Origin of the sequence: Schleiferilactobacillus shenzhenensis LY-73 (assembly GCF_000469325.1) — a bacterium.
Taxonomy (GTDB): domain Bacteria; phylum Bacillota; class Bacilli; order Lactobacillales; family Lactobacillaceae; genus Schleiferilactobacillus; species Schleiferilactobacillus shenzhenensis.
The window spans coordinates 10753-35130 of record NZ_KI271586.1 but is presented as its reverse complement, the minus strand read 5'-3'; the positions used below and the strand labels follow the sequence as shown (position 1 = coordinate 35130).

The window sequence follows — 24378 nt, the reverse complement described above, 5'->3', positions numbered from 1 at the left end:
TGTGCCGGCCACGTTCCACGCCCAGCCAGCCGGAGGGCCCAAATCGCCGGGTCTCGCTCATCTTTCCCCCAGCACACAAAAAAAGCGGAGCCGCTGGGGCTTCGCTTGGTGGTCGTTAGTCGGCGGCTTCTTCAGTCTTCGGCTGGTTGGAATAGTGGTCGATGAAGTAGATGAGGGTTTGCAGTTCGTTGACCAGGTCGACATTTTGCACCCGCACCGTGTCGGGAACGGAGATCCGGATCGGGGTGAAGTTCAAGATGCCGTGCACGTTGGCCTTGATCAGTCGGTCCGTAATGTCCTGCGCTGCCTGGGTCGGCACGGTCAGAATGACGATGTCGATCTGCTGGTCCTTGATCTGTGTTTCTAGCTCATCCATCGGGTAGATCGGCACACCGCTTTGGATCGTCCCCGTCAGGTCAGGGTTCACGTCGAAAGCGGCCGAAATGCGCACTGAATTCGTTTGTCGGAAATTGTAGTTCAGCAGCGCGTGCCCCAAGTTGCCCACGCCAATCAGTGCGACGTTGGTCAAGTGGTCCTGATTGAGTGTCTTGGCGAAGAACGCCAGCAAGGAATCCACGTCGTACCCATAGCCCCGTTTGCCCAGGGCGCCAAAATAGGAAAAGTCGCGGCGAATGGTCGCCGAATCTACTTTCACTGCCTCAGAAAGTTCTGTCGAGCTGACTTTTTGCTTGCCTGCATTATGTAAAAAGGTGAGATAGCGATAGTATAGCGGTAGACGCTTCGCCGTTGCTTTGGGAATTTTGAAATCTGCCATAAAAAGCTCCTCCTTAATGGAACGGCCGCTGACGTAACCAGTTGACCGTTGGTGTAGGCGACGACAACCGCCGCCATTGGTGAATGTTCGGCTTTAAGTGGGAAAGCATGATTCCCACGACCGGCCTCTATTGCGTACGCTTATGATACTTGTAATTTACCCAAAAAGCAAATAAATCACAAGACAAAGTGTCCATTGTTGTACCCATCGTTATCCAGTAGAATATTAAGTGAAATTGAACGACTCTTGTGGGCTTTCTTACCTGCCCCGCTCTTAGAAAGGTGTTACCTATCGTGATTCTCTTACAAGCCCAGCATATCACCAAAGAATTCAACGCCGTGCCGGTGTTCACTAATGCCAACCTGATCGTTCAGGACCACGACCGCATTGGCCTCGTGGGGCCCAACGGGGTGGGCAAGTCCACCCTCATCAAAACGATCATCGGCCAGGAACAGCCGGATGGCGGAACGATTACCTTCGCTAACGATCTCACCTGGGGATACTTGGCCCAGGATTCGGGTCTCGACACGAACCGAACGATTTATGATGAGATGCTGACGGTGTTCAGCGATTTAAGAAAAATGGCCGCCCAGATCCGGGATTTAGAAAAACAGATGGGGGCGGACCCGACCAACCAAGATCTGCTGTCCGCCTATGATCAGCTCAGTCACCGCTTCACGGAACAAAACGGCTACGGTTATGAGGCCGAGATTCGTTCCGTGCTCACCGGCTTCAAGTTCGGCAGCGATGTTTGGGATAAGCCCATCGCCACGCTATCCGGCGGGGAGAAATCCCGGTTAGCCCTGGCCAAGCTGCTGCTGGAAAAGCGCCAATTGCTGATCCTCGACGAGCCCACCAACCACCTGGATATCGACACCTTGACCTGGCTGGAAGGGTATCTGCGCAGTTATCCCGGCGCCTTGCTTTTGGTGTCCCACGACCAGTATTTCTTGGATAAGCTGACCACCCAAATCGTTGAACTGCGCGCTGACGGCACAACGGCCTATACCGGCAATTACTCTAAGTATTTACAGGAACGGGAAGCCCGCTCGGAGCAAGCCCGGAAAGCGTATGAGCACCAGCAGGCCGAAATCGCCAAACTGGAAGATTACATCCAGAAAAACATCGTACGAGCGTCCACCACGAAGATGGCCCAATCCCGCCGCAAAAAACTGGAAAAGATGGTGCGGCTGCCTAAACCGGCAGGCGCAGAGAAAACGATTCGTTTCCGCTTTACGCCGGACCGCACCAGCGGCCATGACGTTTTGCGCGTGACCAACGCGACGGTGGGGTATGACCCGGCGCAACCGATGGCTGGCCCCATCAACATCAACGTGGACAAAGGCGACCGGGCGGCCATCATTGGGCCCAACGGCGTCGGCAAGTCCACCCTGCTGAAAAGCATTTTGGGGAAGATTCCTTTTCTCAAAGGGACCGCCCTCTTCGGCACCGGCGTCACCGTCGGCTACTACGATCAGGAGCAGATGATCCTGCACAACGAAAAAACGGTGCTCAATGAAGTCTGGGACGACCACCCGACGATGGCCGAGAAAGACATCCGCTCCGTGCTAGGCAGCTTCCTGTTCCGCGGCGATGACGTGCTCAAGTACGTGGCCGACTTGTCCGGCGGGGAGAAAGCCCGGCTCAGCCTGGTCAAGCTGGCGCTGGACCACGATAACTTCCTCATTCTCGACGAACCGACGAACCACCTGGACATCGAGTCGAAGGAAGTTCTGGAGAACGCCCTGCAAGACTTCGCTGGGACGATTCTCTTCGTCTCCCACGACCGGTACTTCATCAACGCGCTGGCCAACCACACTTACGTCATTGCCCCGGAGGGTTCCAGCCATTACCTCGGCAACTACGATTACTACATCGCAAAGAAAGCCGAAGAAGACGCGCTGGCGGCTGAACAGGCCCCAGTCGAAGCCGCGCCGGTGGAAGACAAGGGAGAAGCCCAGCAGTCCTTCGAAGAAACGAAGGCGGCCCAGCGGGAACAGCGAAAACTAGAACGAGAAGTGGCCAGCCTCGAAAGTGAAATCGACCACTTGAGCAAACAGGAGACCAAGGTCCAAGAAGCCATGGCCGCCCCGGATGTTCTCCAAGACTACAAAAAAATGCAGGAATTGCAAACGCAACTCACTGCATTACAGCAAAAACGGCATACGGCCGAAAATGATTGGGCGGACAAACTGACGGCCCTAGACGAAGACCAAGACTGATCACCCCACGTGGTTGGTCTTCAGGATCTCCTCGTAGGCCTCCCGCACCGGCCCCGCCGGCTTATCCCACTCCACCCATTCGGTGAAGTCTTCCGGCGGCATCGTGTAGGTATCGTTGATGTACTTCTCATAGGCCTGCACCGCCTTGGTGTGGGCAATATTCAGCTGCACGATCCGGACTTCTTTGATCATGCCCCGAATGGCGGCTAATTCGGCCCGGCCATTCATGAACATATTGCTGATTTCATAATACTGGGACCCGTCCAGCCGGGTGATCTGTTCGATCAGATCCAGCGTCTGGCGGCGAGTCATTGCTTTATCAGGCATGGAACCTTCCTTTCTTCACTGGGCGTCGAGGGCGTGCACCTTGCTGCAGATGACCAAGTCGTAGGCCTGGTCACCAATCCGGGTGAACTGGCGCAGCGTGCCTTCGGTGAGAAATCCGTTGGCCGCCAGCGCGGCCAGCGACGGAGCATTGTCCGGCAAGACCCCAGCGCTCACCCGGTTCAAATGGAGCGGCCCCCAGGCCTGGGCGACCAGCGCGGCAATCACCGCTGTCCCTAGTCCCCGCCCTTGCTTGGCCGGCAGTATCTCATAACCGATCTCGGTGCGGCTGTCGTCGCGGTCGATGCCGTTGTAGCCGCAAATACCAACGACCGTTCCGTTCAGGCGGACAGTATAGCGCGCCGCTTCGCCGGTCTGAGCCATACCGCTGTAGTACCCGATGAGGCTGCGCACAGCGGTTAGGTCCTGGACCGGGGCCATCCCCAGCTGCCGGGCCACCGCCGCGTCACGCCACTGGGGATAAAACAGCTCGGCTTCGGCCGGGACCGTCAGCGCAAACTGCAACTGTCCGTCGCCACTGACCCACTGAGCGGGCAAGGCATCATCAAACATATCCATCGGCTACTTTTCCTCCGTGGTCCAGCCGGAATCGACCCGGGCCAGCCGCTTATTGTTCCCCAAGACGTCTGCACTGGGCGCCCGGTGCTTCAAGGTCTTGGGCACCACCAGCGCGATGGTTGTCGCGTTCTCCGGATTGATGAAGCCAATCCGCTTATACTGCGGATCCTTCAAGGTATAACGGTAACCCCGCAAGTAGGGCTGGGCAACGTCCCGTTCTTCCACCGGTCCCATGTAGTTGATGGGGGCGACAAGAGAACCGAGATAGAAATAGTAACTGCCGTTGGCATCCCCCGCATAGCGGACCTTTTGGGTATAGGCCGTGCGTGTATACATTGGCAGCTGCTTCATATCATCGTCGTTGCGCACCTTGCTGTAAATACCGGTCAGCTGCGTGCTGGTCGCCGTGTAACCGAAGAAAGTCGGTTCTTCCACTCGAATCCGCGGCGTCACGTGGCCAAACTCCTTCATATAAGTCTGGGTCGTCGGCTGGTAAGTGATGATCATGAATACGGCCAGCATCACCACCCCGATCCCGGCGGCACCGGCTCCCCAGCGGCGGGCGCGGCCCTTATGAAAGTAAGCCAGTAAGCCGCCGGTCAGCAGGAGCAGGCCGCCGACCAGACCGACCGGCAGCCACGTATTGACGAAACGTTCAGCAAAGACCCATGTGTCGTATGTCATCGGGATAACTCCCCTTCTAGCCGTTAAGACGGCATTCACGGCCTTGTTCGCATTTTTATGTTACACTAGTTGTCAGCAATTTGCATGGAGGGAGTGCGTCATGCCCGCAAAAAAAATCGCCATCATGGCGCTGCTGGTCAGTATCTACATACTCAGTGCCGGCTTCTTGGTCGTTGGTCACCGGGGCGACCCGCTGAATGCACCGGAAGAAACCTTTCAAAGCGACGATTCGGCATTCAAACACGGCGCCAATTACGTTGAACTCGATCTGCACGTGAGCAAGGATAACGTCCTGGTGATCAGTCACGACCGCGACCTGTACCGGGTGACCAATACCCATGCCATCGTCTCCCAAAACAACTTCGCCGACCTGCAGAAACTGCACCAGGCCAACGGCGAGCCGATCCACAGCTTGGCAGAATTGTTTGCCCATTACCAAAACGATCCCAACGCCAAGTTTCTGCTGGAGACCAAGAAGACGGCCAAGGGCAACCCCAAGAACATGGAGTCTCTGCTGGTCGCCTTGATCAAACAGTACCATATGGAAAATCGCGTGATGGTCCACAGCTTTTCTTACGAAAGCCTGGAAGAGATGAAAAAACTGATGCCCAGTATTCCCCGCATCTTCATCGCCGGATCGCTGGGCCGGTTGAATTTTCAGCGCTTCACTGTCACCACGGGGGTGAATATTTCTTCCGAAATCACCACCCCGCAGCTGGTCAATCAGCTGCATTACATCGGTCAGAAAGTCTTCGTGTGGGATGAGATGACCGAAAAACAGCAGCAATGGAATTCTGTCGTCAACTTGCCCATTGACGGCGTCGTCACGAATTATCCCGAAGTTGGGCACGAGTACCAGGTCCTGAAGGGCAGTGCTAACGTCCGGACGACAGACCAGGACGTCGGCATCGTGAGCGCCAAACCACTGACCACCTACGAGAACCCATACCTGCGCGTGCAGAATCAGACCCAGGCCCAGCCTGGGACGGCTTACCACGCCACCCAGTACGTCAGCATGGAGGGGCGGGCGTATTACCAGATCGGCACGAATACGTACGTTGACGCGGATTATGTGAATCCGGAAACGCTTTGCGCGACGCTGGTCCCCTTCGTGAACGCCTCTGTTCGCTTACGGCCCACAGTCACGGCCACCCCGGCCTACGGGTCACCAACACATCCCCAAGCCGTCACGGGAGTCATTCAACCCCAGAAGCGGTACCGCATCACCGCCATCAAGGTGGTCAACAGCAGTACCTGGGTCCAAACCAAAGTCGGTTGGGTCAACACGGCGAAACTGCTGCTGCATCTGCCAGCCGCCGCGCCGACGCAAACCCCTGGCGCATTGGCCGCGTTCTATCAAGAACCGGCCAAAAGCCGCATCGCGCTGCTGGACTTGACTGCATTGGTTCCTGGCAGTCAGCTGATCAAACCCGCCAAGGTCCCAGCGACGGCATCACCGCAGAAAACCCGCTTAGCAGCGTGGAACCCCCAGTTTCTTACTTATCTTGCCGCCCGCCAGACGGCGAAGAAGGAGTGATCGTTATGGAAGATGCAAGTCAGATCGACCATATCGGCCTGGTCGCCGATGTGAAAGAAAAGCTGCCGGACGAGAGCACGATTGCCGCCATGACCGGCATGTTGAAGATGTTCTCCGATGGCACGCGGGCTAAAATCCTCTTCGCCCTGTACGAATCCGAACTGCGGGTCTACGACATCGCTGACATCCTCGAGATGTCCCAATCCTCCGTCTCCCACCAGCTGCGGCTGCTCAAACAGGCCAAACTGGTCAAGAGCCGCAAGGAAGGCAAAGAAGTCTACTATTCGCTGGCCGATGACCACGTGATCACCATCTTCTCGCAGACGCTGGCCCACGCCTCTGAAAAAGCAAAGTAAATCTAATTATTTGGAAAGGCAGTTGTTGCTTCAATGGAAAAAATAGATTGGCAAGCAGAAGTCGCCAAGCGCCAAGACGCACTCTTGGCGGACTTGCAGACGCTGTTAAAGATCAAGTCCGAACGGGACACGAAACACGCCACGGCGGACGCGCCGCTGGGCCCCGGCCCGGCCAAGGCACTAGACACGATGCTGACCATCGGCCGCCGCGACGGGTTTACCACCAAGAATGTTGGCAACGTTGCTGGGCGCATCGCCTACGGCAGCGGTGACGAGATTTTCGGCATCTTTGGCCACTTGGACGTGGTCCCGGCCGGCGACGATTGGGCCACCGACCCTTATGCGCCAGTGATCAAGGACGGCCGTATTTACGGCCGCGGGACGGCTGACGACAAGGGTCCGGCACTGGCGGCATATTATGGGTTAAAGATCGTGAAAGACCTTGGTCTGCCTGTTCACAAACAGATCCACTACATTTTCGGCACCGATGAAGAGAGCGAATGGGTCGGTATCCACACGTATCTGAAGAGCGAACCGGTTCCGGCCTTTGGCTTCTCCCCCGACGCTGAATTCCCGATCATCAACGGGGAGAAAGGCATCGCTGACTTCACGATCACCGTTTTACCGCCGAAACAACCCGCCCACGGCGATTACCAGCTGCACTCTTTCACCGCCGGGATCCGCACGAACATGGTCCCTGGCCGCGCCATTGCCGTGGTCAGCGGCGCTAACCCCGGTGAGCTGCTGCAATCCTTTAATGCTTTCTTAGCATCGCACCCGGTGGACGGCAATATGACCGGTGAAGCCGAGGGCGACAACATCACCTTGACCGTCACGGGTAAAGTGGCCCACGCCTCCACCCCGGATCAGGGGATCAACGCTGCCGCCTATTTGGCGATGTTTTTGAACAGTCAGCCGCTGGCCGGCTTAGGTGCCGCCTATGTTCAGGTCATCGCCAACTACCTGGCCCAGGACACCGACGGCACCCAGCTGGGCATCTCCCACCACGACGCGCTGATGGGCGACCTGAGTGCCAGTGCCGACCTTTTCTACTTCAATGCGGCCGAGCACAAAGCGATGGTGACGATCAACGTCCGCTACCCGCAGGGGACCAGTGATCAGACCATCAACCGCCAGATCGTTCAGACAATCGGTGCAGACCGCGTCACCAGCGAGATCGTTGGCGACCCTGAACCGCCCCACTATGTCAGCGGCGACGACCCCTTGGTCAAAACTTTATTACAGGTCTATACCGACCATACCGGTCAGCCCGGCCACGAGCAGATCGTCGGCGGTGGCACATACGGCCGGGTCATTCCCCGCGGCGTGGCTTTCGGCGCCGAACTGCCCGATACAGAGAGCGTCATGCACCAAGCGAACGAATACATGCCCCTCTCTGAGTTATGGCTAGCGACAGCCATCTATGCGGATGCCATTTACCGCCTAGCCCAATAGTCTTTTTTGGACACAACCACGTGCAGCAGAAGCGCGTCTTAACGCGTTTGTAACGTGGTTGTGTTTTTCTTGTCCAAAGGGTTACGGTATAATGCTGTCGTGTAACTTTTTAAGGTGGTGCAATTTTTTGAATCGAATTCGACAATGGTGGGACCATCTGCGGACTGGTGCGGCTGCCCAAGTACATGCTTGGCGGCAGACCCGCAATCGGGCCGAAGAGACCGTCGTAGACGGCCGCGATACCCCCTTCGCCGGGTGGTTGCGCACCCATGCAGGCGACCGCTGGGCCGACCTCTGGAAGGCCGCTGCCTTCTGGTTCAACGTGATGATGACGACCTTTCGTCTGGTCATGCTCCGAGCGATTGCTGTGCTGATCGTGTTAGGCGGTTTGGCCTTGGGCATTTTTCTAGGTTATTTCGGCGCCTTGGTGCAAACCGTTAAGGTCCCTTCCCGGACCGCGTTAGCGAAACAAATCAATACCACCCAGCAATCGTCTTTGCTTTATTACGCAAAGAACGTCAAAATGATGAACTTCAATACGGACTTGCGGCGGACGCCGATCAAGTCCGCTCAGATGTCGCCCTGGCTGAAAAAAGCCATTGTCGCGACAGAAGACGAGAATTTTTATGTCCACTCCGGCGTCGTCCCCAAAGCCCTCATTCGGGCCGGGGTCAGCGACATCACCGGCATCGGCAGCCAGACGGGCGGGTCCACACTCACCCAGCAACTGGTCAAAATGCAGCTGCTGTCGTCTGAAACAACTTTCAAGCGCAAAGCGAGTGAAATCTTGCTAGCCACGCGGATCGACAAGTTCTTTACGAAAGATAATATCCTGCAAGCCTATTTGAATGTGGCCACTTTTGGTCGCAACAACAAGGGCGAAAACGTGGCCGGGGTGGAAGAAGCCGCCCTCGGTCTTTTTGGTAAACACGCGAACGCCCTGTCCATCGCCCAGGCGGCATACATCGCCGGGATGCCCCAAAGCCCGTCGATCTATACGCCCTACACCCAGACAGGCGCGCTGCGCAAAGACATCAGCGCCGGCCTCGACCGGAAGAACACAGTGCTTTTCCGCATGTACCGGGCCGGGGCGCTGACCAGCAGCCAGTACCAGGCGGCGAAGAAAGAAGACATCAAAAAAGAACTTCTGCCCAAGGGTACGTCGGAACGCACCGATGCCAAACTGGGGTACATGTATGATCTCCTTTCTGACCAAGCGACCTACTACTTGGCCCAGTATTTGGCCAAGAGCGACCACGAATCGTGGACCAAAGTCCGGGCGAACAAGGCCCTCTATGGGGAATACCGCCAGCGGGCGCTGACGCTCCTCACCACGAAGAATTACCAAGTCCACTCCACCATCAACAAGTCCGTCTACGGGGCGATGCAGGATGCCCTGCAATCCTACGGCGACTACTTGGGGACGACCCACACATACACTGTCCTGAATCAGGAGACGGGCCAGGAAGAAACGGTCACCGAACCGGTGCAAAACGGGATGATCCTGCTGAATAACCAGACGGGGGCCGTACTCGGCTTCATCGGCGGGCGGGATTACGAAAATAATCAGAGCAACCATGCGTTCTATACCTACCGTTCTCCGGGCTCGTCGATCAAACCATACCTGGTCTATGGCCCGGCGGTGGATCAGAAGATCATCGGTACCCAGTCCCAAATCGCCGACTTCGAGGTCAACTACAACGGCTATTCCCCGTCGGATTATGGGTCAACGATTCAGAACCGCTTCATCAGTGCCTCGGAAGCCCTGGCGAAATCGTATAACATTCCGGCGGTCAACCTGTACAAGGAATTGCGCAGCAAGACCAACCCCAAGACGTATATGGACAAGATGGGCATCGACCTGAGCAGCACCGAACTGTCACGCCTGGGCATCGCCCTGGGCGGGACCGACAACGGGATCAGCGTCCAGCAGGAGGCCAGTGCCTTTTCAACCTTCGCTAACCAGGGCCAGTACACCGATTCTTACGTCATCGACAAGATCGTGGCCCCTTCCGGCGAAGTCGTCTACCAGCATAAGAGTCAGAAAACCCAGCCCTTCTCTGCGGCTACGGCGTACATCATGCGGGACATGCTGCGCAACGTCATTACCCAAGGGACCGCGGCGGGGCTCAGCTACCAGTTGAACTTCAATACGGATTCGCTCTACGGCAAGACGGGGACGTCCAATGATAACAAGGATGTTTGGTTTGTCGGCTCCACCCCGGGCATCACCATGGCGTCCTGGATCGGTTACGACAACTTCTGGGGTCATGCCTACAACCTGACGGATGACGGCACCAGCATCAACCAAGCGCTCTGGGCGCGGGTGGCCAACGCCGCCTACCAAGCCGATCCCAGCGTCTTCCAGCTGGATAAGTCTTTCAGCAAGCCGGATACGGTGAAATCGGTGGACGTTCTGACAAAGACGGGTCTGCCCGCCGGCACGATCACTTACAAGGGGTCGTCCACCAAGATCAGCGGGAGCGAGACCACCAGCCTATTCAATGATTACACGCCAAAATCCACCAGTTTCTCCTTCGGCATCGGCGGAACAACGAAGAACTACAACCTCTTCTGGGCGAACTTCTTCGGCGCCAAGAACGGTTACGGTACGGTCACCAAGTACACCGGCAAGACGATCCGCGATCCGGACGATAAGGTCGGCGATGTGAGCGACTATGACGCCACCGACGAGACCGGTGTGGATGCCGGCGGCAACTCCGGACTGGGCACCGGCCAGACCGGCGCGGCGGGTCAAAGCACCAACGGTCAGCAAAGCGGCTACGGGACGACAGGCCAGACCACCGGTCAAAACGGCAGCCAGACGAACCAGAACGGTCAGACGCCCAACGCCGGCACCAGCACAAATGGCGGCACGACCAATGGCGGTACCGGCACCAACACCAACCAGGGCGGCAATACCTCTGGCGGCACTGCCGGCGGCGGCACCGGGGGCAACACCTCCGGCGGGACTAGCGGCGGGACGACCAACGGTGGTGAGTCCGACCAATCTGGCGGTGAGAACCAAGGAAACAACACGGGTCAATGATGAGTGAGAAAGGCACCCAGCAGATCACGTCTGCTGAGTGCCTTTTTGGTTATTACAAAGTGATGGGCCACTGTAGCTCAACCGATTTTGTTTCTAAAACACCAGTGGGCGGCCCTTTTGCAGGATTGGATCGAAACTAAAAAACAACGGGACTGGAACAAAATTCATATTCCGCGATATACTGAGTGCCAACGCGGAGCTTGCGGAGCTTTGGCACGGCGTCGAGGGAGAATTTTGTCCCGTTCCCATTTTTAATTACTTATCCTTTGCCGTAGTGATCGCGGCAGGAATAGATATAGACAGTGGTCTTATCCACGCGGTAGATCAACCGGTGTTCCTGGGTAATATGCCGGGACCACTTGCCTGACAGGTCGTACTTCAACGGCTCTGGGAGACCAAGCCCATTAAACGGATCTCGTTCAATCGCTTTGATCAGCCGATTAATGGTCTTAACGTTTCGCCTGTTCCCAATATCCTGCCAGTATATATAATCCGCCCACGCATCGTCACTCCAGGACTTAATCATCGTCGAAATTCTCGTTCAACTCGTGGACCTGGCCCTTACCGGCGGCAAACTGGGCATCGCCTCGTTGAATCTTGTTCATGAGGTACATGTTAGAAAGGACGGCCATCGTCTCCTGCATTGAGTCGTAATCACGCTTGCTCATCACAACGACGTTGTCGTCTGAATTTTGGCTTGTCACAATCAAGGGATCTGAATTGTCGTTTACCTTTTGCACGTATTCCCGCAAATTTCGGCGAAAGTTGGAAATTCCGACAGCATCCATCTCGCTATCCCCTTTCTCTCTGTTCAACTCTCTTTACCTAAATCATTGTACAATATTAGGATAATATTGTACACGAATATGTACATGCTTTTCGACGGCGGGTGGATTTCATCCCCTGCCTGTGCGCCAGTCGTTTTGATCAAGTCCGTATTAACCGCATTGCACCGCCCTGGACTGGGAAAGTATTGGTTTTTTGTTGACGTAAAAAACAACCCCCGCCATCGCTGGCAGGGGCTGCTTTCTTGCTTCAGGTTACTTGTTGGCGTTGTACCGTTCTTTACCGTCCAGATACGTCTCAGCCAGAGACATATCTTGGTTCAGCACGATGTAGTCGGCATCGCGGCCGGGGAGGATCTGGCCGCACGTGTCAGCGACACCGCTGGACTTGGCCGGGACATAGCTGCCCATCAGGACCGCATCCTGGGGGGTAGCAGCGTTCCAGTCGACCACATTCTTGATGGCTTGGTTCAGCTTCAGGATAGAGCCGGCAAGACTGTCGCCGTCCTTCAACCGGGCCATGCCGTCCCGCACGTATACCGGGAACTCGCCGAGAATGTAATCTCCGTCCGGCATCATGCCGGCGCGCATGCAGTCGGTGATCAGAGCGATGTGCTCCGGCCCTTTCTCCCGAATCAGAATGCTGACGACTTCGGGACGAATGTGGTGGCCATCGCAGATCAGCTCATCGTCGACCCGCTGCAGGTACATCGCGGCACCAACCATCCCCGGCTGGCGGTGGTTCAAGCCGCTCATACCGTTGAAGGTGTGGGTGAAGACAGTGGCACCGGCTTCCACACAAGCCTCCGCTTGTTCAAAGGTGGCGTCGCTGTGGCCCAGCGCCACGACGGTCCCCTCTTGCGTCACCTTGCGGGTAAATTCCACGGCACCGTCCCGCTCCGGGGCAATGGCGATCTTCTTCAGCAGGCCGTTGGCAGAGTCCTGCCATTTCTCAAACTTCTCGTAACTGGGGTCGGTGAAGTACTTCGGGTTCTGTGCGCCCTTGTGCTTCGTCGTGAAAAACGGGCCTTCGAAGTGAATCCCCTGGATCTTGGCACCGGTCTCTTCGCCGGCGTGGGTGCCGATGGTCTTACATACATCGTTCAGCTGGTCAAAGGAGCCGGTCAGCGTCGTCGGCAGCCAGCTGGTCACACCGGCAGTAAGCAAACCTTCGCTCATCGCTTGCATGCCGGACCAGTCGTTATCCATGACATCGTGGTCCAGCAGCCCGTGAATGTGGGTGTCCACCAGTCCCGGGGCGATCCATTGGCCCTTCTTCTCAACGATCTGGCCCGTCGGCTTTTGACTCTCCGGCAGATACCGGCCGAATTTACCGTCATCCGTTACTTCCAGATACCCGCCAATTTCAGTATTGGACGGTAAGAAAAACTTTGCCGCATGAATGTAATAAGCCATCTGAAAAATTCCTCCTCGAAAATAGTTATGTACGCGGCGGTTCCCCGCCGCAATGAAACTGTGTTACTTAATCGCTGCCGGCCAAGCAAACAGGCCAACGGCGGCACCAATCAGACCAATCAGCAGGGTAATGCCAATCAAGGTCAGCGGTGAACGGCCTTTCTTCAGCATCCAGTAGCAGAAGAAGACGTAGGCCACGGGCATCAGCGCCGGCATGATCTTGTCGATGATCCCGGTCTGAATGTTCATCTTCATCTTACCGATGGAGAATGAGTTCGTCGTCCCGTTGAAGGCCAGTTTCACGTAGCTCGCCGTCAACCCGCCGACAACGGCCAGGCCGACCATGGTAGCCGCCCGAGAAATTTCTTGGGTCTTTTCCCGCATCGTCGCGATGGCCCGCGTCCCGGTGTGGTAGCCATAATCCATGAGCCAGAAGATTAGGAAGAAGTGGACCAGGTTGAACAGGATCAGGAACAGGATCGGCCCGAAGATGTTGCCTTGTTCAGAAAGGGAAACACCAATACCACCGGTGATCGGCAGCAGGGTCAGCCAGAACAGCGCATCCCCGATACCGCCCAGAGGACCCATCAAAGCAACTTTGATACCTCGGATGGTGGACCGGTTTTCCTTATTTTCTTCCATTGCCAGGATCACCCCTTGCACGAAGGTGACCAGGAATGGGTGGGTGTTGAAGAACTGCAAGTTATCCAGCAGGGCATAACCCAGGTCGGTCTTGTTCTGGTGGATCTTCTTCAGTCCGGGAATCAAGCTGTACGTCCAGCCGCCGCCCTGCATCCGTTCGTAGTTGAAGGATGACTGGAGCATCAGTGAACGCCAAACCATCTTGTGCAGATCCTTCTCCGTGATCACCTTGCGGACGGTGGGGTCTTGGTAGGTGTCAGGGATCTGAGTCTGTTCGACTTGTTTGAGTGTTTTTTCTTCAGATGCCATTGCTGTAGTCCTCCTCATCATCGTCGTCCGTGCTAGGACCGGAAGCCGGTGCCGGCGTACCGCCGCCGCTGCTCTTCCGGTTCTGGTTAGCAAAGTAGTCATATGCGGCGAAGGCTGCGGCTAACAAAGCGATGGGCAGAATCTCCATCTTCAAGTAAGCGGCGGCAATAAAGCCAGCCACGAAGAACGGGGCATATTCCACCTTCCACATGATCTTCAGCAGCATCCCGAACCCAACGGCCGGCATGATACCGCCCGCGGCTTGGAACCCGCCGAGGATCCATAACGGAATGGCCTTCACCATCGGGGTGATGACGTTACTGCCGAACAGTGCCGGCAGGAAGCCCATGATGAAGAACCCAACAAACAGGATCGCCGGTTCGATCCAGGCCATCCGATCGATCGTCTTTGTCTCGCCATTCAACCCGGCGACATCCATGGCGTGAGCCACAGGAGCCATCCCGGTGAACAGCAAGGTGATCAATGCTTGGACCGCAACGGAGAACGGTACCGCAATACCGACGGCCGTGGTCGGGCTGAGCTTCGACAGAATGGCGAATAGCGTACCGATGACCCCGCCGATAACAACGTTAGGCGGTTGGGCCCCAGCCAGGGGCACCATGCCGGCCCAAACCAGTTCCAGCGTCCCACCGGTGATGATCCCGACGGTTGGCTGGCCTAAAATAATACCGATGACGGCACCTGTGACGATGGGCCGGTGGATGTGGGTCAAGCCGTTGAATTGGTCGATCGCGGCGATACCAGCCCACAAGCCGACAAGCAGTGCCTGCCAAATTGAGACTTCCATGCTTTTTCCTCCTCTGATTGAGAAAGTATGTCAGTCCGCCCCACTGAAAACGTGTCAGACTGACGGATAAATAATGGCACCGGCGACGGATGGTTCCAAAGATCCCCAAACCAGACATCCGCGCCGGAGGTGGTCACTCAACACCGGCGCCTAGGCCTTGGCGAGAAGCTCCATCATATCGGTTTCCTTTTCGTTCGGAATCCCCTGCACGGACAGGTCAATACCCATATCGTGCAGTTCTTTGAAGGTGGCAATGTCATCTTCAGAGACCGAGACGGTCGCCGACAGTTGTTTCTTCCCTTCAGCAAAGTGCAGGTTGCCGATGTTCAGCTTCTTAATGGGAACCCCGCCCTTGATGAGCTTCAGCGCATCTTGCGGGGTACGAACAACGAGTAAGATTTTTTGGCTCGGGGCCGCATGACCGATGACTTTGATCGTCTTCTCGATACTGAAGAAGCGAATCCCGACGGTATCGGGAATGACCATCGTCATCAAGTTTTGCTGGACCTCGTCCTTGGCCACATCATCGTTGGCGACGACGACCAAGTTGGCACCAATGGTATTGACCCAGGTCATGCCCACCTGGCCATGGACCAAGCGATTATCGATCCGGGTCACGAGAATATTAGGTGTTGCCATCACATAAACCTCCTTGGAAGTAATCCCACTTTCTATTGTGTTGTTCTGAGCGGGACGACACAACTATTACGCTTGTGAATTGGGCTGGTAGTCGTGGAGAATGACGCCCTTCACGACGCGGTTCACAGTCCCGGTCGGCGACGGGGTATCCGGCGTATTGCCCACCTTGATCGAACTCAGCAAGGCAATGGTCTGGGCGGCCATCACATCCGGCAAGGCTTGGTAGCCTTCCGGCAGATCCGGGGTGCCCTTGGCGAAGAAGAAGTTCTCGCCGCTGAACTGACGACCGTGATCAGTCCCAATCCCGACGACCCGCTTGGCAATGTGGTCGCCGTGGATTTCTTCCAATACGTCGATATCGTAGTCCCGCGTGTAGGCGTTGTTACTGAGAAAATCGAAGACCAGCGAATGATCGTCGACGAAGCTCTTGGGACCGTGACGGAAGCCCATGGAGGTATCGAAGACCGTGGCGATCTTGCCGGCGGTCAGCTCCAAAATCTTGAGCTGAGCTTCCCGGGTCAAACCGCCCAGACTGCCAGAGCCCAGGTACGTAATGCGGTCGAAGTCCTCGTTCACGTAGCTCTGCAGCTCGCCTTCCCGGGCGACGACTTCGCGGCCCATGGCGATGATCGTATCCACGAAACGCTTCTTGTCGTCCTCACTGCTGCGGGTATCAAAGACCAGCAGCGCGGTCAGCGCCATGCAGCTGAAGCTGCCGGTCATGGCAAACCCCTGATCGTTTGCGCCCGCCGGCTGCAGCAGCACGAGATTGTTCTTCTCGCCCTCCGCACGCTGGGCCAAGTGACCTTCTGGCGCGCAGGTGATGGTGATCTGATACAAAGTCTTGACCAGCTGCTCGGCCAGTTCGACAGTCTTCACGCTTTCCGGGGAATTCCCGGACCGGGCAAAGCTGACCAGCACCGTCGGCGTCTCCGGTTCAAAATAATCGTAGGGGGCCGACACCAAACTGGTGGTGGGAATTGCTTGGAACTGGAAGTGATCCCGATCACCGGTCCGGTTCAAATACGGGGTAATCGTGTCGCCCACATAGGCGGACGTGCCGGCACCAGTGAAGATGACCCGAACGACGCCCTGGTTCTCATTGCGGACACGGTTCAAGTAGGTGTCGATCTCCGGCTTCATGGTCCGGTAATTGGACCAAGCTTCAGCCCACAAGTCAGGCTGCTGCTTGATTTCCTTCGTGGTGATCTGGGCACCCATCTTCGTCAATTCTGCTTCGGATTTCTCAAACATATTGAATTGATCTCCTCTTTCTGAAATCGTGCTTAAATACCGTCTTCGTCGTCTGCCGGCGCCGTCTTCCGGGGATGGTTCTTGTACGCCACGACCCCGGCCTTGCCGGCTTGGATCGCCACGGTGGTAAACTGGGCGACGCTCAATTCACGCTGGAACAGAACTTCCATGACCATGGACACGTTGGTCCCGGCCATCACCGTGGTCTCGGAATGGGCGGTATGGTAGATGACTGCTTGGTTGAAGGGCGTACTGCCGGGGATGTCGGTAAAGAATGCCACCCCGGACACATCTCCAAAGGCGTGGACGGCTTGGCCTAGCTTCTGCTGGAGCTCATCTGCTGTCATGCCTTCGGTGAAATCGACCGCCGTCAGCTTCTCCTGAGTCCCGCTCAGCAGCTTGATGGTGCTGGCGATACCGCTGGCAAAATGGCCGTGGCCGGTAATGATGATACCGATCAAATGAATCACCTCTCCGTGTTATTGATTGACCGCGTCACCGCTGGTTTGAATAAAACCAGGGTTGACGTGATGCACCTGGTAGACGAACTGGTCGCCGCGGGACACACTCAAGGTGTATTCCACTACCCGGTCTTGGGCATCATAAGTAGTCCGCTGAACGTTCAAGCAGGGACTGCCAGAGGGCACTTGGAGCTTGCTGGCATCTTTGGCACTGATAATACCGGCATAGAACGCTTCGTTGGCCCGCCGAATACGGATCCCATAATCCGTCTGCATAATATGATACAACGAGTGATTCGTGAGCCGAGCGACCGTGAGCCGGGGAAGCAGTGTGGCTGGTAAAAAAGTCCGCTCCACCATCATGGCCACGTCGTCCGCCCAGCGCACCCGCTTCAGTTTATAGACCGGCGCACCCAGCGGCAGGTGCATGTGCTCGACCAAAAACTTCGGCGCCTCGATGAGCTTCAGATACACAATATCGGTATGCGGGGTCCGGCCCATACTGCGCATCTGATCAGAAAAGCTATAGGTACTCGTCAGATCCGTGGGCTGCGCCAGCCGATTGGCAACAAACGTGCCGCGGCCGTGCTGGCGATAGATATAACCCATCATTTCCAACTCTTCCAGCGCCATCCGCACGGTATTGCGGCTGACTTGGTACTGCTTGGTCAGCTCCCGTTCCGATGGGAGCCGATCATGGGGCTGCATGCCGGCGGTGATCTTCTCACGCAGCAGATCAACAAGCTGTTCATGTAATGGCTGCTCATACTTGGCCATCGCCCATCACCTCACTGGTTCACTGGTACCAACCACATTGTCATTGTAAAAGCGGTTACCCTATTTTGTCAAGATTTTAACATGCAAATGTTGATATATCACTGGTTGACGGTTGTCTAAAATGGCCGGTGAACGCTGCCATTACTGATTTGGCGCCGCCCAATAAAAAAATGGCAGGTACCAATTTCTTGGTATCTGCCATGTGAAGAAATCTGACATTGAAGGCGAACAGACTCGCCTGCCCGATTTAACGACCTGAATTGGTTCCTTCTTGATGCTCCGCCATGACCTGCTTGACGTCAGCCATCAGCTTGCTCATCGGCGTCACCAGCACCCCGTGATCCGTTAGCCACTGGGTACAAGCGCGGAAATCGTCCTTTTTCAGGATCACGCCCCACACCTGCTGCTGGGGCGTCAGAGGCCCGTAAGTGGTGTTGAAGTCCAGCCGCCGGCCTTTTTGGGTGAAGACAAAGAGGTCCTTTAATGGGAACCGCTGCTGGTGTTCCGGGGTCTTGAAGACCGTCACGGCCTTTTGGGTCACACCGACGTACCCCGTTCCGCTGCGGCCCAGCCAAGCGTGAATGAATTGCCGCTTGGCCAGATCCTGACGGGCCCGCTTGGCCTTAAAGTGGTTGCTGAGGTACATAAACTCCACCACGATCAGGACAATGAACAAAATGATCCCGATGATCAGCGACCAGATCCAAAACGGGGACATGTCTTCGGCTCCTTTCTACACGCTCCTGCTTACTTCTTGGTGGATGAGCGTTCCGTGATGGTGAACGGCAGGAGGACGGTCTTCTCGCTGACGGTCTCCTTATTCATCATCTTCGTCAACAAACGCATCGCCACGGCCCCAATATCGTACAGCGGTTGAGAAATGGAACTCAGCTGGGGCCGAGTGATCTCGGTGAGGAACGTATTGTTGCTGGTGATGATCTGGAAGTCCTTTGGCACCTTGGCCCCGTGATCCAGTGCACCGTCCAAGACACCCACAGACAGCTCGTCATCGGCCACATAGGCGGCGTCGGCCCCAACCGCTTGCAGCTTATCCCACAGGGCTTCGCCGGCGCGGAAGTTGTAGTCCGTCTCAAAGACCAAGTTGCCGTCATAGGGAATCTTGGCCTCGGCCAGGGCCTCGGTGTAACCGGACAACCGGTATTCGCCGTTGATCGGCTGGTTCATCGCACTGGACACAAAGGCAATCTTCTTGGCGCCCTTCTGCAAGAGCAGCGCGACGGCCTCTTTAACGGCGGCCTTGTAGTCAATGTTCACGCTAGCGACCTGTTCGTCAGGATCAACGGACCCGGCCAGCACGATGGGCGTCTTCGCCCGGCTAAACTCCGCCCGGACTGCGTCAGAAATGTTGTGGCCCATATAGATCAAGCCATCGACCTGCTTGGCGAATAGATTATCCAGCGTACTGACTTCCTTCTGGCTGTTCTCGTCCGAGTTGGCCAGGATGATGTTGTACTTGTACATGGTCGCGACGTCGTCAATGCCCCGGGCCAACGTCGAAAAGTAAATGTTGGTGATATCCGGGATCACGACGCCGACCGTAGTCGTCTTCTTGCTCGCCAACCCACGAGCGACCGCATTAGGCCGGTAGTCAAGCTTTTCGATGACCTTGAGCACCTTTTGCCGGGTGGCGGGCTTCACGTTGGGATTCCCGTTGACGACGCGAGAAACAGTCGCCATCGATACGTTGGCCTCGCGGGCAACGTCATAGATTGTAATAGTCTGTTTATCCATTCACATTTACCTCACATTTATGATTCGTTTTCAATTCAACAGTAAAACAATACCAGACCCGGGCCGGAAATGCAAGCGTATTCTTGAAAATTTCATGAAATTCCGTCGATTCATATCCGACTCATTTTCTGTAACTCCGTCCGCAACCATGATCGATGGTCATGCTATACTATCGTTATCTTATGTAAGGAAGTGGCCAACCATGAGTCATCTGACACAACTGCAACAGTGGATCGCCGACCAAGGCGTGGATGTCGCTTACATCAGCGACCCGACGGATATCAATTATTTCACCGGCTTTTACAGCGAACCTGAGGAACGCGTCCTCGCCCTCTTTGTTTTCCCAGACGCGGCCCCTTTTCTCTTCGCGCCCGCCCTCTCGGTGGAAGCGGCGAAGAAAGCTGGCTGGACAGGAGACGTCTTCGGCTACATGGACCAAGAAGACCCCTTCACCGCCATTGCTGCGCGGATCAAGGAACGCAGTCAGAACAACCGCACCTGGGCCATTGAGAAAGATGTCCTCCCCTTCGGCCGCTATGAAGCGGTGCGGAAATTCTTCCCCGACGCCGTTTTCACCGCTGACGCCTCCCGCTATATGGAACAGGCCAAACTGATCAAGTCCGCGGATGAAATCGCCTTGATGGTGGCCGCCGGCAAAGAAGCCGACGAATGCTTCCGGGTGGGCTTCAACGCGCTCCGGACAGGCATCACGGAACAAGGCGTAGCCGCTGAGATCGACTATGCCATGATGCAGCAAGGGGTGATGCACATGAGCTTCGACACGATTGTCCAAGCCGGCATCAACGCGGCGGATCCCCATGGCGAGCCGTCTGCTGCTCAGGTGGCCCCGAATGAACTGGTTCTGTTCGACTTAGGCACCAACCATCAAGGCTACATGAGCGACGCCAGCCGGACCGTGGCTTACGGTGAACCGACCGCCAAGCAGAAGGAGATCTTTGATGTCTGCTTAGAAGCTCAACTGGCAGCCATGGACGCTGTCAAGCCCGGCTTGCTGGCCTCTGAGTTAGATAAGATTGCCCGGGACATCATTGCCCAGGCTGGTTACGGTGAATACTTCATCCACCGTTTGGGCCACGGGATCGGGACGTCGACCCACGAGTTCCCGTCCATCATGGCCGGAAATGACATGCCCCTACAAGAGGGCATGTGCTTCTCCATTGAGCCCGGAATCTACATTCCGGGAGTCGCCGGTGTGCGCATCGAGGACTGCGTCCACGTCACGGCCACTGGCAGTGAGCCGTTTACCCATACGGATAAGGCGTTGCGGGTGATTCCGGTACGAGACTAAACAGAAGGACTGTGCACGACAAAAAAGACTGAACGCAGGGCCGAGGGCTATGCGTTCAGTCTTTTTCTGTACTGATACTGTGTAACGACCCTTTATTGCTGGGGTTGATTATCTGAATCATCCTGGTTGTTTTCAACCGGCCGCTCAGCAGTGCCCGGTTGCGGGGCGCCGCTGCCAGGCTGGTCGGGACTCAGCACGGGGGCGACCGGTGTCGGATCGGTGGCCTGGGGATCAGTATCCGTCGCCGTCTGGGACTGATCAGCACTCTCTTTGGCCGCTTCAAAGGCAGACTTGCCGTCGATGACAATGTCATCGAAGCCCTCGTCGTCCGCGTTGTCCTCAGCCTGGGTCAAATCATCGCCCAAGGCATCGGTGGCCGCATCAAATGCTTCTTTGTCCGCCGGGGAACTGTGCTTGGCGTTGATCGAATCCTTGAAGTTGGCAAAGGTTTCCTTCAGATCCTCGATCTTGTCACCGGCTTGATCCCGTAACGAATCAGTCAAATCTGTCGCATATTGATAATAGTCCATGGCCCGGTCCTTACCGGCGCCGCCTTTTTTCTTAAGCCGATCGGTCAATTGGGCACCCGTCTTCGGTGCCAGCAATGTCGCTGCGGCAAAGGCGACCGCCCCGCCGATCACGAAACCAATCAAAAAATGTCCTTTTTTCGCCATAACGCCAAACTTCCTTTCTTAAATCAACCTAATTCCGCCGAAATAACCGCATCGCGCGGCTGGCCAGACCGGCTTCAGCCGTGCGCTTGCCGCCTTTTTTGACACTGGCGACCAAGTGCCGTGAGCTGGAATTCAGATCCGAGACGGTCTCGCCCAGCTCGCCAATGGCCTTGAATAACGGATCTGTATCGGCAACCTTGCCATTGACGTCGTCCAGCAATGTGTTGGACTTCACCAGCAGCGCTTCCACCTGCTGGGTCAAAACGTCGACATCGCCCGTCACCACGTCCAACGTCTTCGTGGTTTGGGCAACGGTTTCATTCACACTCTTTAATGCTTTGTTGACCTTCAACAACGTGGAGATCAGGAACACGACCAATAACAGAAACGCAATTGCGGCAATCAGTGCTGCAATTTCACTACCCGACATATTTTCCACCATCCGTTCACCTCAAAACTTGCTAATTCCAGAATACCATCATTACTGGACGCCTTCAATTAATAACGCGCAGCATGGTAAACTATTCGTAATGCAAAGAAAGGAGGCGGCACCGTGTTTCTTGCCGCTGCAAGTGGGACCAGCGACCCGTTAGACGCCTGGGAGGAGTTCCTCGCCCGTTTTCGCTGGCAGAATATCGTCGCGGTCCTAGCTGAGAAGGCCTTAACCCTGGCGTTTTATACGCTGCTGTTCATTGTTTTGAGAAAGGTCGCCCAATTGGTGCTGCGCCACGTGTTCCGCCGGTACCGGGAGAACGGCAAGTACGCCGTCTCCCGGGTGGCGACCATGGACACGCTGGTAACGAATGGCACCAGCTACCTCCTATGGTTCCTGTACTTTTATGCCATCCTTTCTGCCCTGGGCGTTCCGGTGGGGACACTGATCGCCGGCGCCGGGGTCATCTCCCTGGCCCTGGGCCTTGGTGCCCAAGGTTTCGTGAGCGACGTGGTGACCGGCTTCTTCATCCTGTTAGAAAAGCAGTTCGACGTCGGCGACATCGTCCAAATCGGTGAGATTACCGGTACCGTCACGGCGATTGGCATCCGCACCACCCAGGTGACCAGCTTCGACGGCACGCTGAACTTTATTCCCAACCGCAACATCAGTATCGTCGCCAACAAGTCCCGCGGTGACATGCGGGTGCTGATCAGCGTGCATGTCTTCCCCACCACCCCAATTGCCAAAGTGCAGGAGACGATCGCCGCCGTGAACAAAAAAATGGTGCCGGATTATCCGGACATCACCGATGGTCCCAATATTCTCGGGGTGACCGACCTGGGTAAAGGGGATCTGGCCGTCCAAGTGCAGATGAAAGCCAAGAACGGCGCGCAGCTGACGATTCAAAACGCCTTTCTCTCCGCGTACCTGCAGGCGCTGCACGAAGCCGGCATCACGCTGCCCACCAGTACGCTGAACCTAACCAAATCTTAGTATCCTTCTGCACAAGGCTCTGGTAAGCTAGAGATACTAGCCATTTAAAGGAGAACATATATTTATGCTCATGAACATCGTCAAAGGCTTCCTCATCGGCATCGCACTTGTCGTTCCTGGCCTCTCCGGTTCCATCTTCGCGGTCGTCGTCGGGGTCTATGAGCCGCTGCTGACCAGTGTCAACCACTTCCGCTCGGACGTCCGCCGTCACACTCGCTTCCTCGCGCCCATCGCCCTCGGCGTCGTCCTGGGCATCCTCGCCTCCACCAAGCTCGTGCTGTATCTCACGGAAGCCTTTCCCATCCTCGCCTACGCCTTCTTCACCGGCTTAGTCCTGGGTGTGGTCCCTTTCGTTGTGAAGAAAATGCGTCAGATCCGCTTCAATCCGCTGTATCTGCTGCTCAGTGCCGGCGGCTTCATCGTCATCTGGCTGCTTTCCCAAATGGGTGAACCGGCCAGTACCACGACCATTGCCATTCGCCAGGTGAGCAGTGTCGGCGACGTGGGCATGCTCCTCTTCGCGGGGCTGTTCTCGGTGTCTTTGATGGCGATCCCCGGCATCTCCGGTTCCATCATGCTGATGGTCATCAACCAATATGGGACGGTTTACCACGCCGTCAGCCAGCTCACGGACGCCGCCGGGCTGCTGCTGCGCGGCAACGGCCAAGGCTGGGCGATGATCGGCCAGGGCCTGCTGGTGCTGGCCCCTTTCATCGTCGGCGCGGCGGTGGGCTTGATCCTCATCGCTAAACTGATGGAATGGCTTCTGAAGCTGTTTCCCGCTCAGGTGTACTATACCGTCTTCGGCGTCGTCCTGGCGGCCACCGCTATCCTGCTCCAGACGGGCATCTTCCCGCCGTTCGCCAACCTGGCCGGCAGCCAGCTGGCCCTCCAGATCGGCCTAGCCAGTGTGCTCACGGTCTTCGGCATCTTGTCGGCCTTGTTCTTCGACAAGCCGGAGGAAACCGTGGTCGAGGAAGAAAGGCACAGCATCGCGTAAATCTGATTGTTTCCAGGGCCCTGAGTGCAGGGCCCTTTTTTCATGCACCGTGAAGGTGTCTGGCGCTAGCCCCAGTGACTACGAACTGCGCGGATTGGAAGGCAGGTTAGTTTCTGGTGCTGACCCGGGTGACTACGGGCTA

At 56.3% G+C, this 24378-nt stretch carries 24 protein-coding genes and 1 pseudogene; 8 read left to right on the top strand and 17 right to left on the bottom strand.

Going from position 1 to position 24378, the window contains the following annotated elements:
- Positions 1–115: 115 nt before the first annotated feature.
- On the bottom strand, positions 116–775 hold the full coding sequence (locus tag L248_RS05580) for a redox-sensing transcriptional repressor Rex (protein ID WP_022529150.1): 660 nt from the start codon (positions 773–775) through the stop codon (positions 116–118).
- A gap of 293 nt (positions 776–1068) precedes the next feature.
- Between L248_RS05580 and L248_RS05575 the strand changes: the two genes are divergently transcribed.
- Positions 1069–2997: an ABC-F family ATP-binding cassette domain-containing protein gene (locus tag L248_RS05575; RefSeq protein ID WP_022529149.1), complete on the top strand. Its 1929-nt coding sequence runs from the start codon at positions 1069–1071 to the stop codon at positions 2995–2997.
- Here the strand turns inward: L248_RS05575 and L248_RS05570 are convergent, their stop codons facing one another.
- The 3 genes from L248_RS05570 to L248_RS05560 are packed head-to-tail and all read right to left on the bottom strand — an operon-like array spanning position 2998 to position 4584.
- Entirely contained in the window at positions 2998–3324 is a 327-nt protein-coding gene (locus L248_RS05570) for a hypothetical protein (protein WP_022529148.1), read from the bottom strand.
- Between the two features lie 15 nt (positions 3325–3339).
- Positions 3340–3900 carry a GNAT family N-acetyltransferase gene (locus L248_RS15100; RefSeq protein WP_022529147.1) on the bottom strand — a complete coding sequence of 187 codons (561 nt, stop codon included), beginning with the start codon at positions 3898–3900 and terminating at the stop codon, positions 3340–3342.
- A 3-nt stretch (positions 3901–3903) separates the two neighbouring features.
- The gene (locus L248_RS05560) at positions 3904–4584 is read right to left on the bottom strand and encodes a hypothetical protein (protein ID WP_022529146.1); all 681 of its coding nucleotides are present in this window, start codon (positions 4582–4584) and stop codon (positions 3904–3906) included.
- Between the two features lie 100 nt (positions 4585–4684).
- Here L248_RS05560 and L248_RS05555 point away from each other — a divergent pair, with 100 nt between their 5' ends.
- From L248_RS05555 to L248_RS16505, 4 genes and pseudogenes are all read left to right on the top strand, one after another.
- Positions 4685–6121 carry a glycerophosphodiester phosphodiesterase gene (locus tag L248_RS05555; protein ID WP_022529145.1) on the top strand — a complete coding sequence of 479 codons (1437 nt, stop codon included), beginning with the start codon at positions 4685–4687 and terminating at the stop codon, positions 6119–6121.
- Positions 6122–6126: 5 nt separating this feature from the next.
- Positions 6127–6477, top strand: a complete 351-nt coding sequence (locus L248_RS05550; protein WP_040535104.1) for an ArsR/SmtB family transcription factor — start codon at positions 6127–6129, stop codon at positions 6475–6477.
- Between the two features lie 33 nt (positions 6478–6510).
- The gene (gene pepV, locus L248_RS05545) at positions 6511–7932 is read left to right on the top strand and encodes a dipeptidase PepV (RefSeq protein ID WP_022529143.1); all 1422 of its coding nucleotides are present in this window, start codon (positions 6511–6513) and stop codon (positions 7930–7932) included.
- A gap of 91 nt (positions 7933–8023) precedes the next feature.
- Positions 8024–8998: pseudogene (locus L248_RS16505) on the top strand (transglycosylase domain-containing protein); the annotation flags it as partial.
- Positions 8999–11240: 2242 nt separating this feature from the next.
- On the opposite strand, the gene L248_RS05535 reads toward L248_RS16505, so the two are convergent.
- The 11 genes from L248_RS05535 to ccpA form a co-directional block, all read right to left on the bottom strand.
- Entirely contained in the window at positions 11241–11507 is a 267-nt protein-coding gene (locus L248_RS05535; protein WP_022529140.1) for a Txe/YoeB family addiction module toxin, read from the bottom strand.
- Positions 11500–11769, bottom strand: coding sequence for a type II toxin-antitoxin system Phd/YefM family antitoxin (locus L248_RS05530; protein WP_022529139.1), 270 nt, complete (start codon positions 11767–11769; stop codon positions 11500–11502). Before L248_RS05530 ends, L248_RS05535 begins: the two co-directional genes overlap by 8 nt.
- A gap of 252 nt (positions 11770–12021) precedes the next feature.
- Positions 12022–13182 carry an N-acetylglucosamine-6-phosphate deacetylase gene (gene nagA, locus L248_RS05525; protein WP_022529138.1) on the bottom strand — a complete coding sequence of 387 codons (1161 nt, stop codon included), beginning with the start codon at positions 13180–13182 and terminating at the stop codon, positions 12022–12024.
- A 63-nt stretch (positions 13183–13245) separates the two neighbouring features.
- Positions 13246–14133: a PTS system mannose/fructose/sorbose family transporter subunit IID gene (locus L248_RS05520; protein ID WP_022529137.1), complete on the bottom strand. Its 888-nt coding sequence runs from the start codon at positions 14131–14133 to the stop codon at positions 13246–13248.
- Positions 14123–14941: a PTS sugar transporter subunit IIC gene (locus tag L248_RS05515; protein ID WP_022529136.1), complete on the bottom strand. Its 819-nt coding sequence runs from the start codon at positions 14939–14941 to the stop codon at positions 14123–14125. The genes L248_RS05520 and L248_RS05515 overlap by 11 nt, the downstream gene beginning before the upstream one ends.
- 150 nt (positions 14942–15091) lie before the next feature.
- Positions 15092–15580: a PTS N-acetylgalactosamine transporter subunit IIB gene (agaV, locus tag L248_RS05510; protein WP_040535101.1), complete on the bottom strand. Its 489-nt coding sequence runs from the start codon at positions 15578–15580 to the stop codon at positions 15092–15094.
- Between the two features lie 66 nt (positions 15581–15646).
- On the bottom strand, positions 15647–16834 hold the full coding sequence (locus tag L248_RS05505) for an SIS domain-containing protein (protein WP_022529134.1): 1188 nt from the start codon (positions 16832–16834) through the stop codon (positions 15647–15649).
- 32 nt (positions 16835–16866) lie between these two features.
- Complete coding sequence (gene agaF / locus L248_RS05500; protein WP_040535099.1) at positions 16867–17295, bottom strand: PTS galactosamine/N-acetylgalactosamine transporter subunit IIA; 429 nt, start codon at positions 17293–17295, stop codon at positions 16867–16869.
- An 18-nt stretch (positions 17296–17313) separates the two neighbouring features.
- The gene (locus L248_RS05495) at positions 17314–18072 is read right to left on the bottom strand and encodes a GntR family transcriptional regulator (protein ID WP_022529132.1); all 759 of its coding nucleotides are present in this window, start codon (positions 18070–18072) and stop codon (positions 17314–17316) included.
- A gap of 247 nt (positions 18073–18319) precedes the next feature.
- Entirely contained in the window at positions 18320–18790 is a 471-nt protein-coding gene (locus L248_RS05490; protein WP_022529130.1) for a hypothetical protein, read from the bottom strand.
- A 29-nt stretch (positions 18791–18819) separates the two neighbouring features.
- Positions 18820–19824, bottom strand: a complete 1005-nt coding sequence (ccpA, locus tag L248_RS05485; protein ID WP_022529129.1) for a catabolite control protein A — start codon at positions 19822–19824, stop codon at positions 18820–18822.
- A gap of 202 nt (positions 19825–20026) precedes the next feature.
- Between ccpA and L248_RS05480 the strand changes: the two genes are divergently transcribed.
- Complete coding sequence (locus tag L248_RS05480; RefSeq protein ID WP_022529128.1) at positions 20027–21133, top strand: M24 family metallopeptidase; 1107 nt, start codon at positions 20027–20029, stop codon at positions 21131–21133.
- Positions 21134–21225: 92 nt separating this feature from the next.
- Here the strand turns inward: L248_RS05480 and L248_RS05475 are convergent, their stop codons facing one another.
- Positions 21226–21807, bottom strand: a complete 582-nt coding sequence (locus tag L248_RS05475; RefSeq protein WP_022529127.1) for a YtxH domain-containing protein — start codon at positions 21805–21807, stop codon at positions 21226–21228.
- Between the two features lie 28 nt (positions 21808–21835).
- Entirely contained in the window at positions 21836–22237 is a 402-nt protein-coding gene (locus L248_RS05470) for a DUF948 domain-containing protein (protein WP_040535183.1), read from the bottom strand.
- Between the two features lie 123 nt (positions 22238–22360).
- Here L248_RS05470 and L248_RS05465 point away from each other — a divergent pair, with 123 nt between their 5' ends.
- Both L248_RS05465 and L248_RS05460 read left to right on the top strand, forming a co-directional pair.
- The gene (locus L248_RS05465; RefSeq protein ID WP_022529125.1) at positions 22361–23236 is read left to right on the top strand and encodes a mechanosensitive ion channel family protein; all 876 of its coding nucleotides are present in this window, start codon (positions 22361–22363) and stop codon (positions 23234–23236) included.
- A 64-nt stretch (positions 23237–23300) separates the two neighbouring features.
- Positions 23301–24236, top strand: a complete 936-nt coding sequence (locus L248_RS05460; protein WP_022529124.1) for a DUF368 domain-containing protein — start codon at positions 23301–23303, stop codon at positions 24234–24236.
- Positions 24237–24378: the final 142 nt, after the last annotated feature.

Coding starts and splice junctions, on each gene's coding strand:
- L248_RS05580 (WP_022529150.1), bottom strand. CDS start 775: ATGGCAGATTTCAAAATTCCCAAAGCAACGGCGAAGCGTCTACCGCTA.
- L248_RS05570 (WP_022529148.1), bottom strand. CDS start 3,324: ATGCCTGATAAAGCAATGACTCGCCGCCAGACGCTGGATCTGATCGAA.
- L248_RS15100 (WP_022529147.1), bottom strand. CDS start 3,900: ATGGATATGTTTGATGATGCCTTGCCCGCTCAGTGGGTCAGTGGCGAC.
- L248_RS05560 (WP_022529146.1), bottom strand. CDS start 4,584: ATGACATACGACACATGGGTCTTTGCTGAACGTTTCGTCAATACGTGG.
- L248_RS05555 (WP_022529145.1), top strand. CDS start 4,685: ATGCCCGCAAAAAAAATCGCCATCATGGCGCTGCTGGTCAGTATCTAC.
- L248_RS05550 (WP_040535104.1), top strand. CDS start 6,127: ATGGAAGATGCAAGTCAGATCGACCATATCGGCCTGGTCGCCGATGTG.
- pepV (WP_022529143.1), top strand. CDS start 6,511: ATGGAAAAAATAGATTGGCAAGCAGAAGTCGCCAAGCGCCAAGACGCA.
- L248_RS05535 (WP_022529140.1), bottom strand. CDS start 11,507: ATGATTAAGTCCTGGAGTGACGATGCGTGGGCGGATTATATATACTGG.
- L248_RS05530 (WP_022529139.1), bottom strand. CDS start 11,769: ATGGATGCTGTCGGAATTTCCAACTTTCGCCGAAATTTGCGGGAATAC.
- nagA (WP_022529138.1), bottom strand. CDS start 13,182: ATGGCTTATTACATTCATGCGGCAAAGTTTTTCTTACCGTCCAATACT.
- L248_RS05520 (WP_022529137.1), bottom strand. CDS start 14,133: ATGGCATCTGAAGAAAAAACACTCAAACAAGTCGAACAGACTCAGATC.
- L248_RS05515 (WP_022529136.1), bottom strand. CDS start 14,941: ATGGAAGTCTCAATTTGGCAGGCACTGCTTGTCGGCTTGTGGGCTGGT.
- agaV (WP_040535101.1), bottom strand. CDS start 15,580: ATGGCAACACCTAATATTCTCGTGACCCGGATCGATAATCGCTTGGTC.
- L248_RS05505 (WP_022529134.1), bottom strand. CDS start 16,834: ATGTTTGAGAAATCCGAAGCAGAATTGACGAAGATGGGTGCCCAGATC.
- L248_RS05495 (WP_022529132.1), bottom strand. CDS start 18,072: ATGGCCAAGTATGAGCAGCCATTACATGAACAGCTTGTTGATCTGCTG.
- L248_RS05490 (WP_022529130.1), bottom strand. CDS start 18,790: ATGTCCCCGTTTTGGATCTGGTCGCTGATCATCGGGATCATTTTGTTC.
- ccpA (WP_022529129.1), bottom strand. CDS start 19,824: ATGGATAAACAGACTATTACAATCTATGACGTTGCCCGCGAGGCCAAC.
- L248_RS05480 (WP_022529128.1), top strand. CDS start 20,027: ATGAGTCATCTGACACAACTGCAACAGTGGATCGCCGACCAAGGCGTG.
- L248_RS05475 (WP_022529127.1), bottom strand. CDS start 21,807: ATGGCGAAAAAAGGACATTTTTTGATTGGTTTCGTGATCGGCGGGGCG.
- L248_RS05470 (WP_040535183.1), bottom strand. CDS start 22,237: ATGTCGGGTAGTGAAATTGCAGCACTGATTGCCGCAATTGCGTTTCTG.
- L248_RS05460 (WP_022529124.1), top strand. CDS start 23,301: ATGCTCATGAACATCGTCAAAGGCTTCCTCATCGGCATCGCACTTGTC.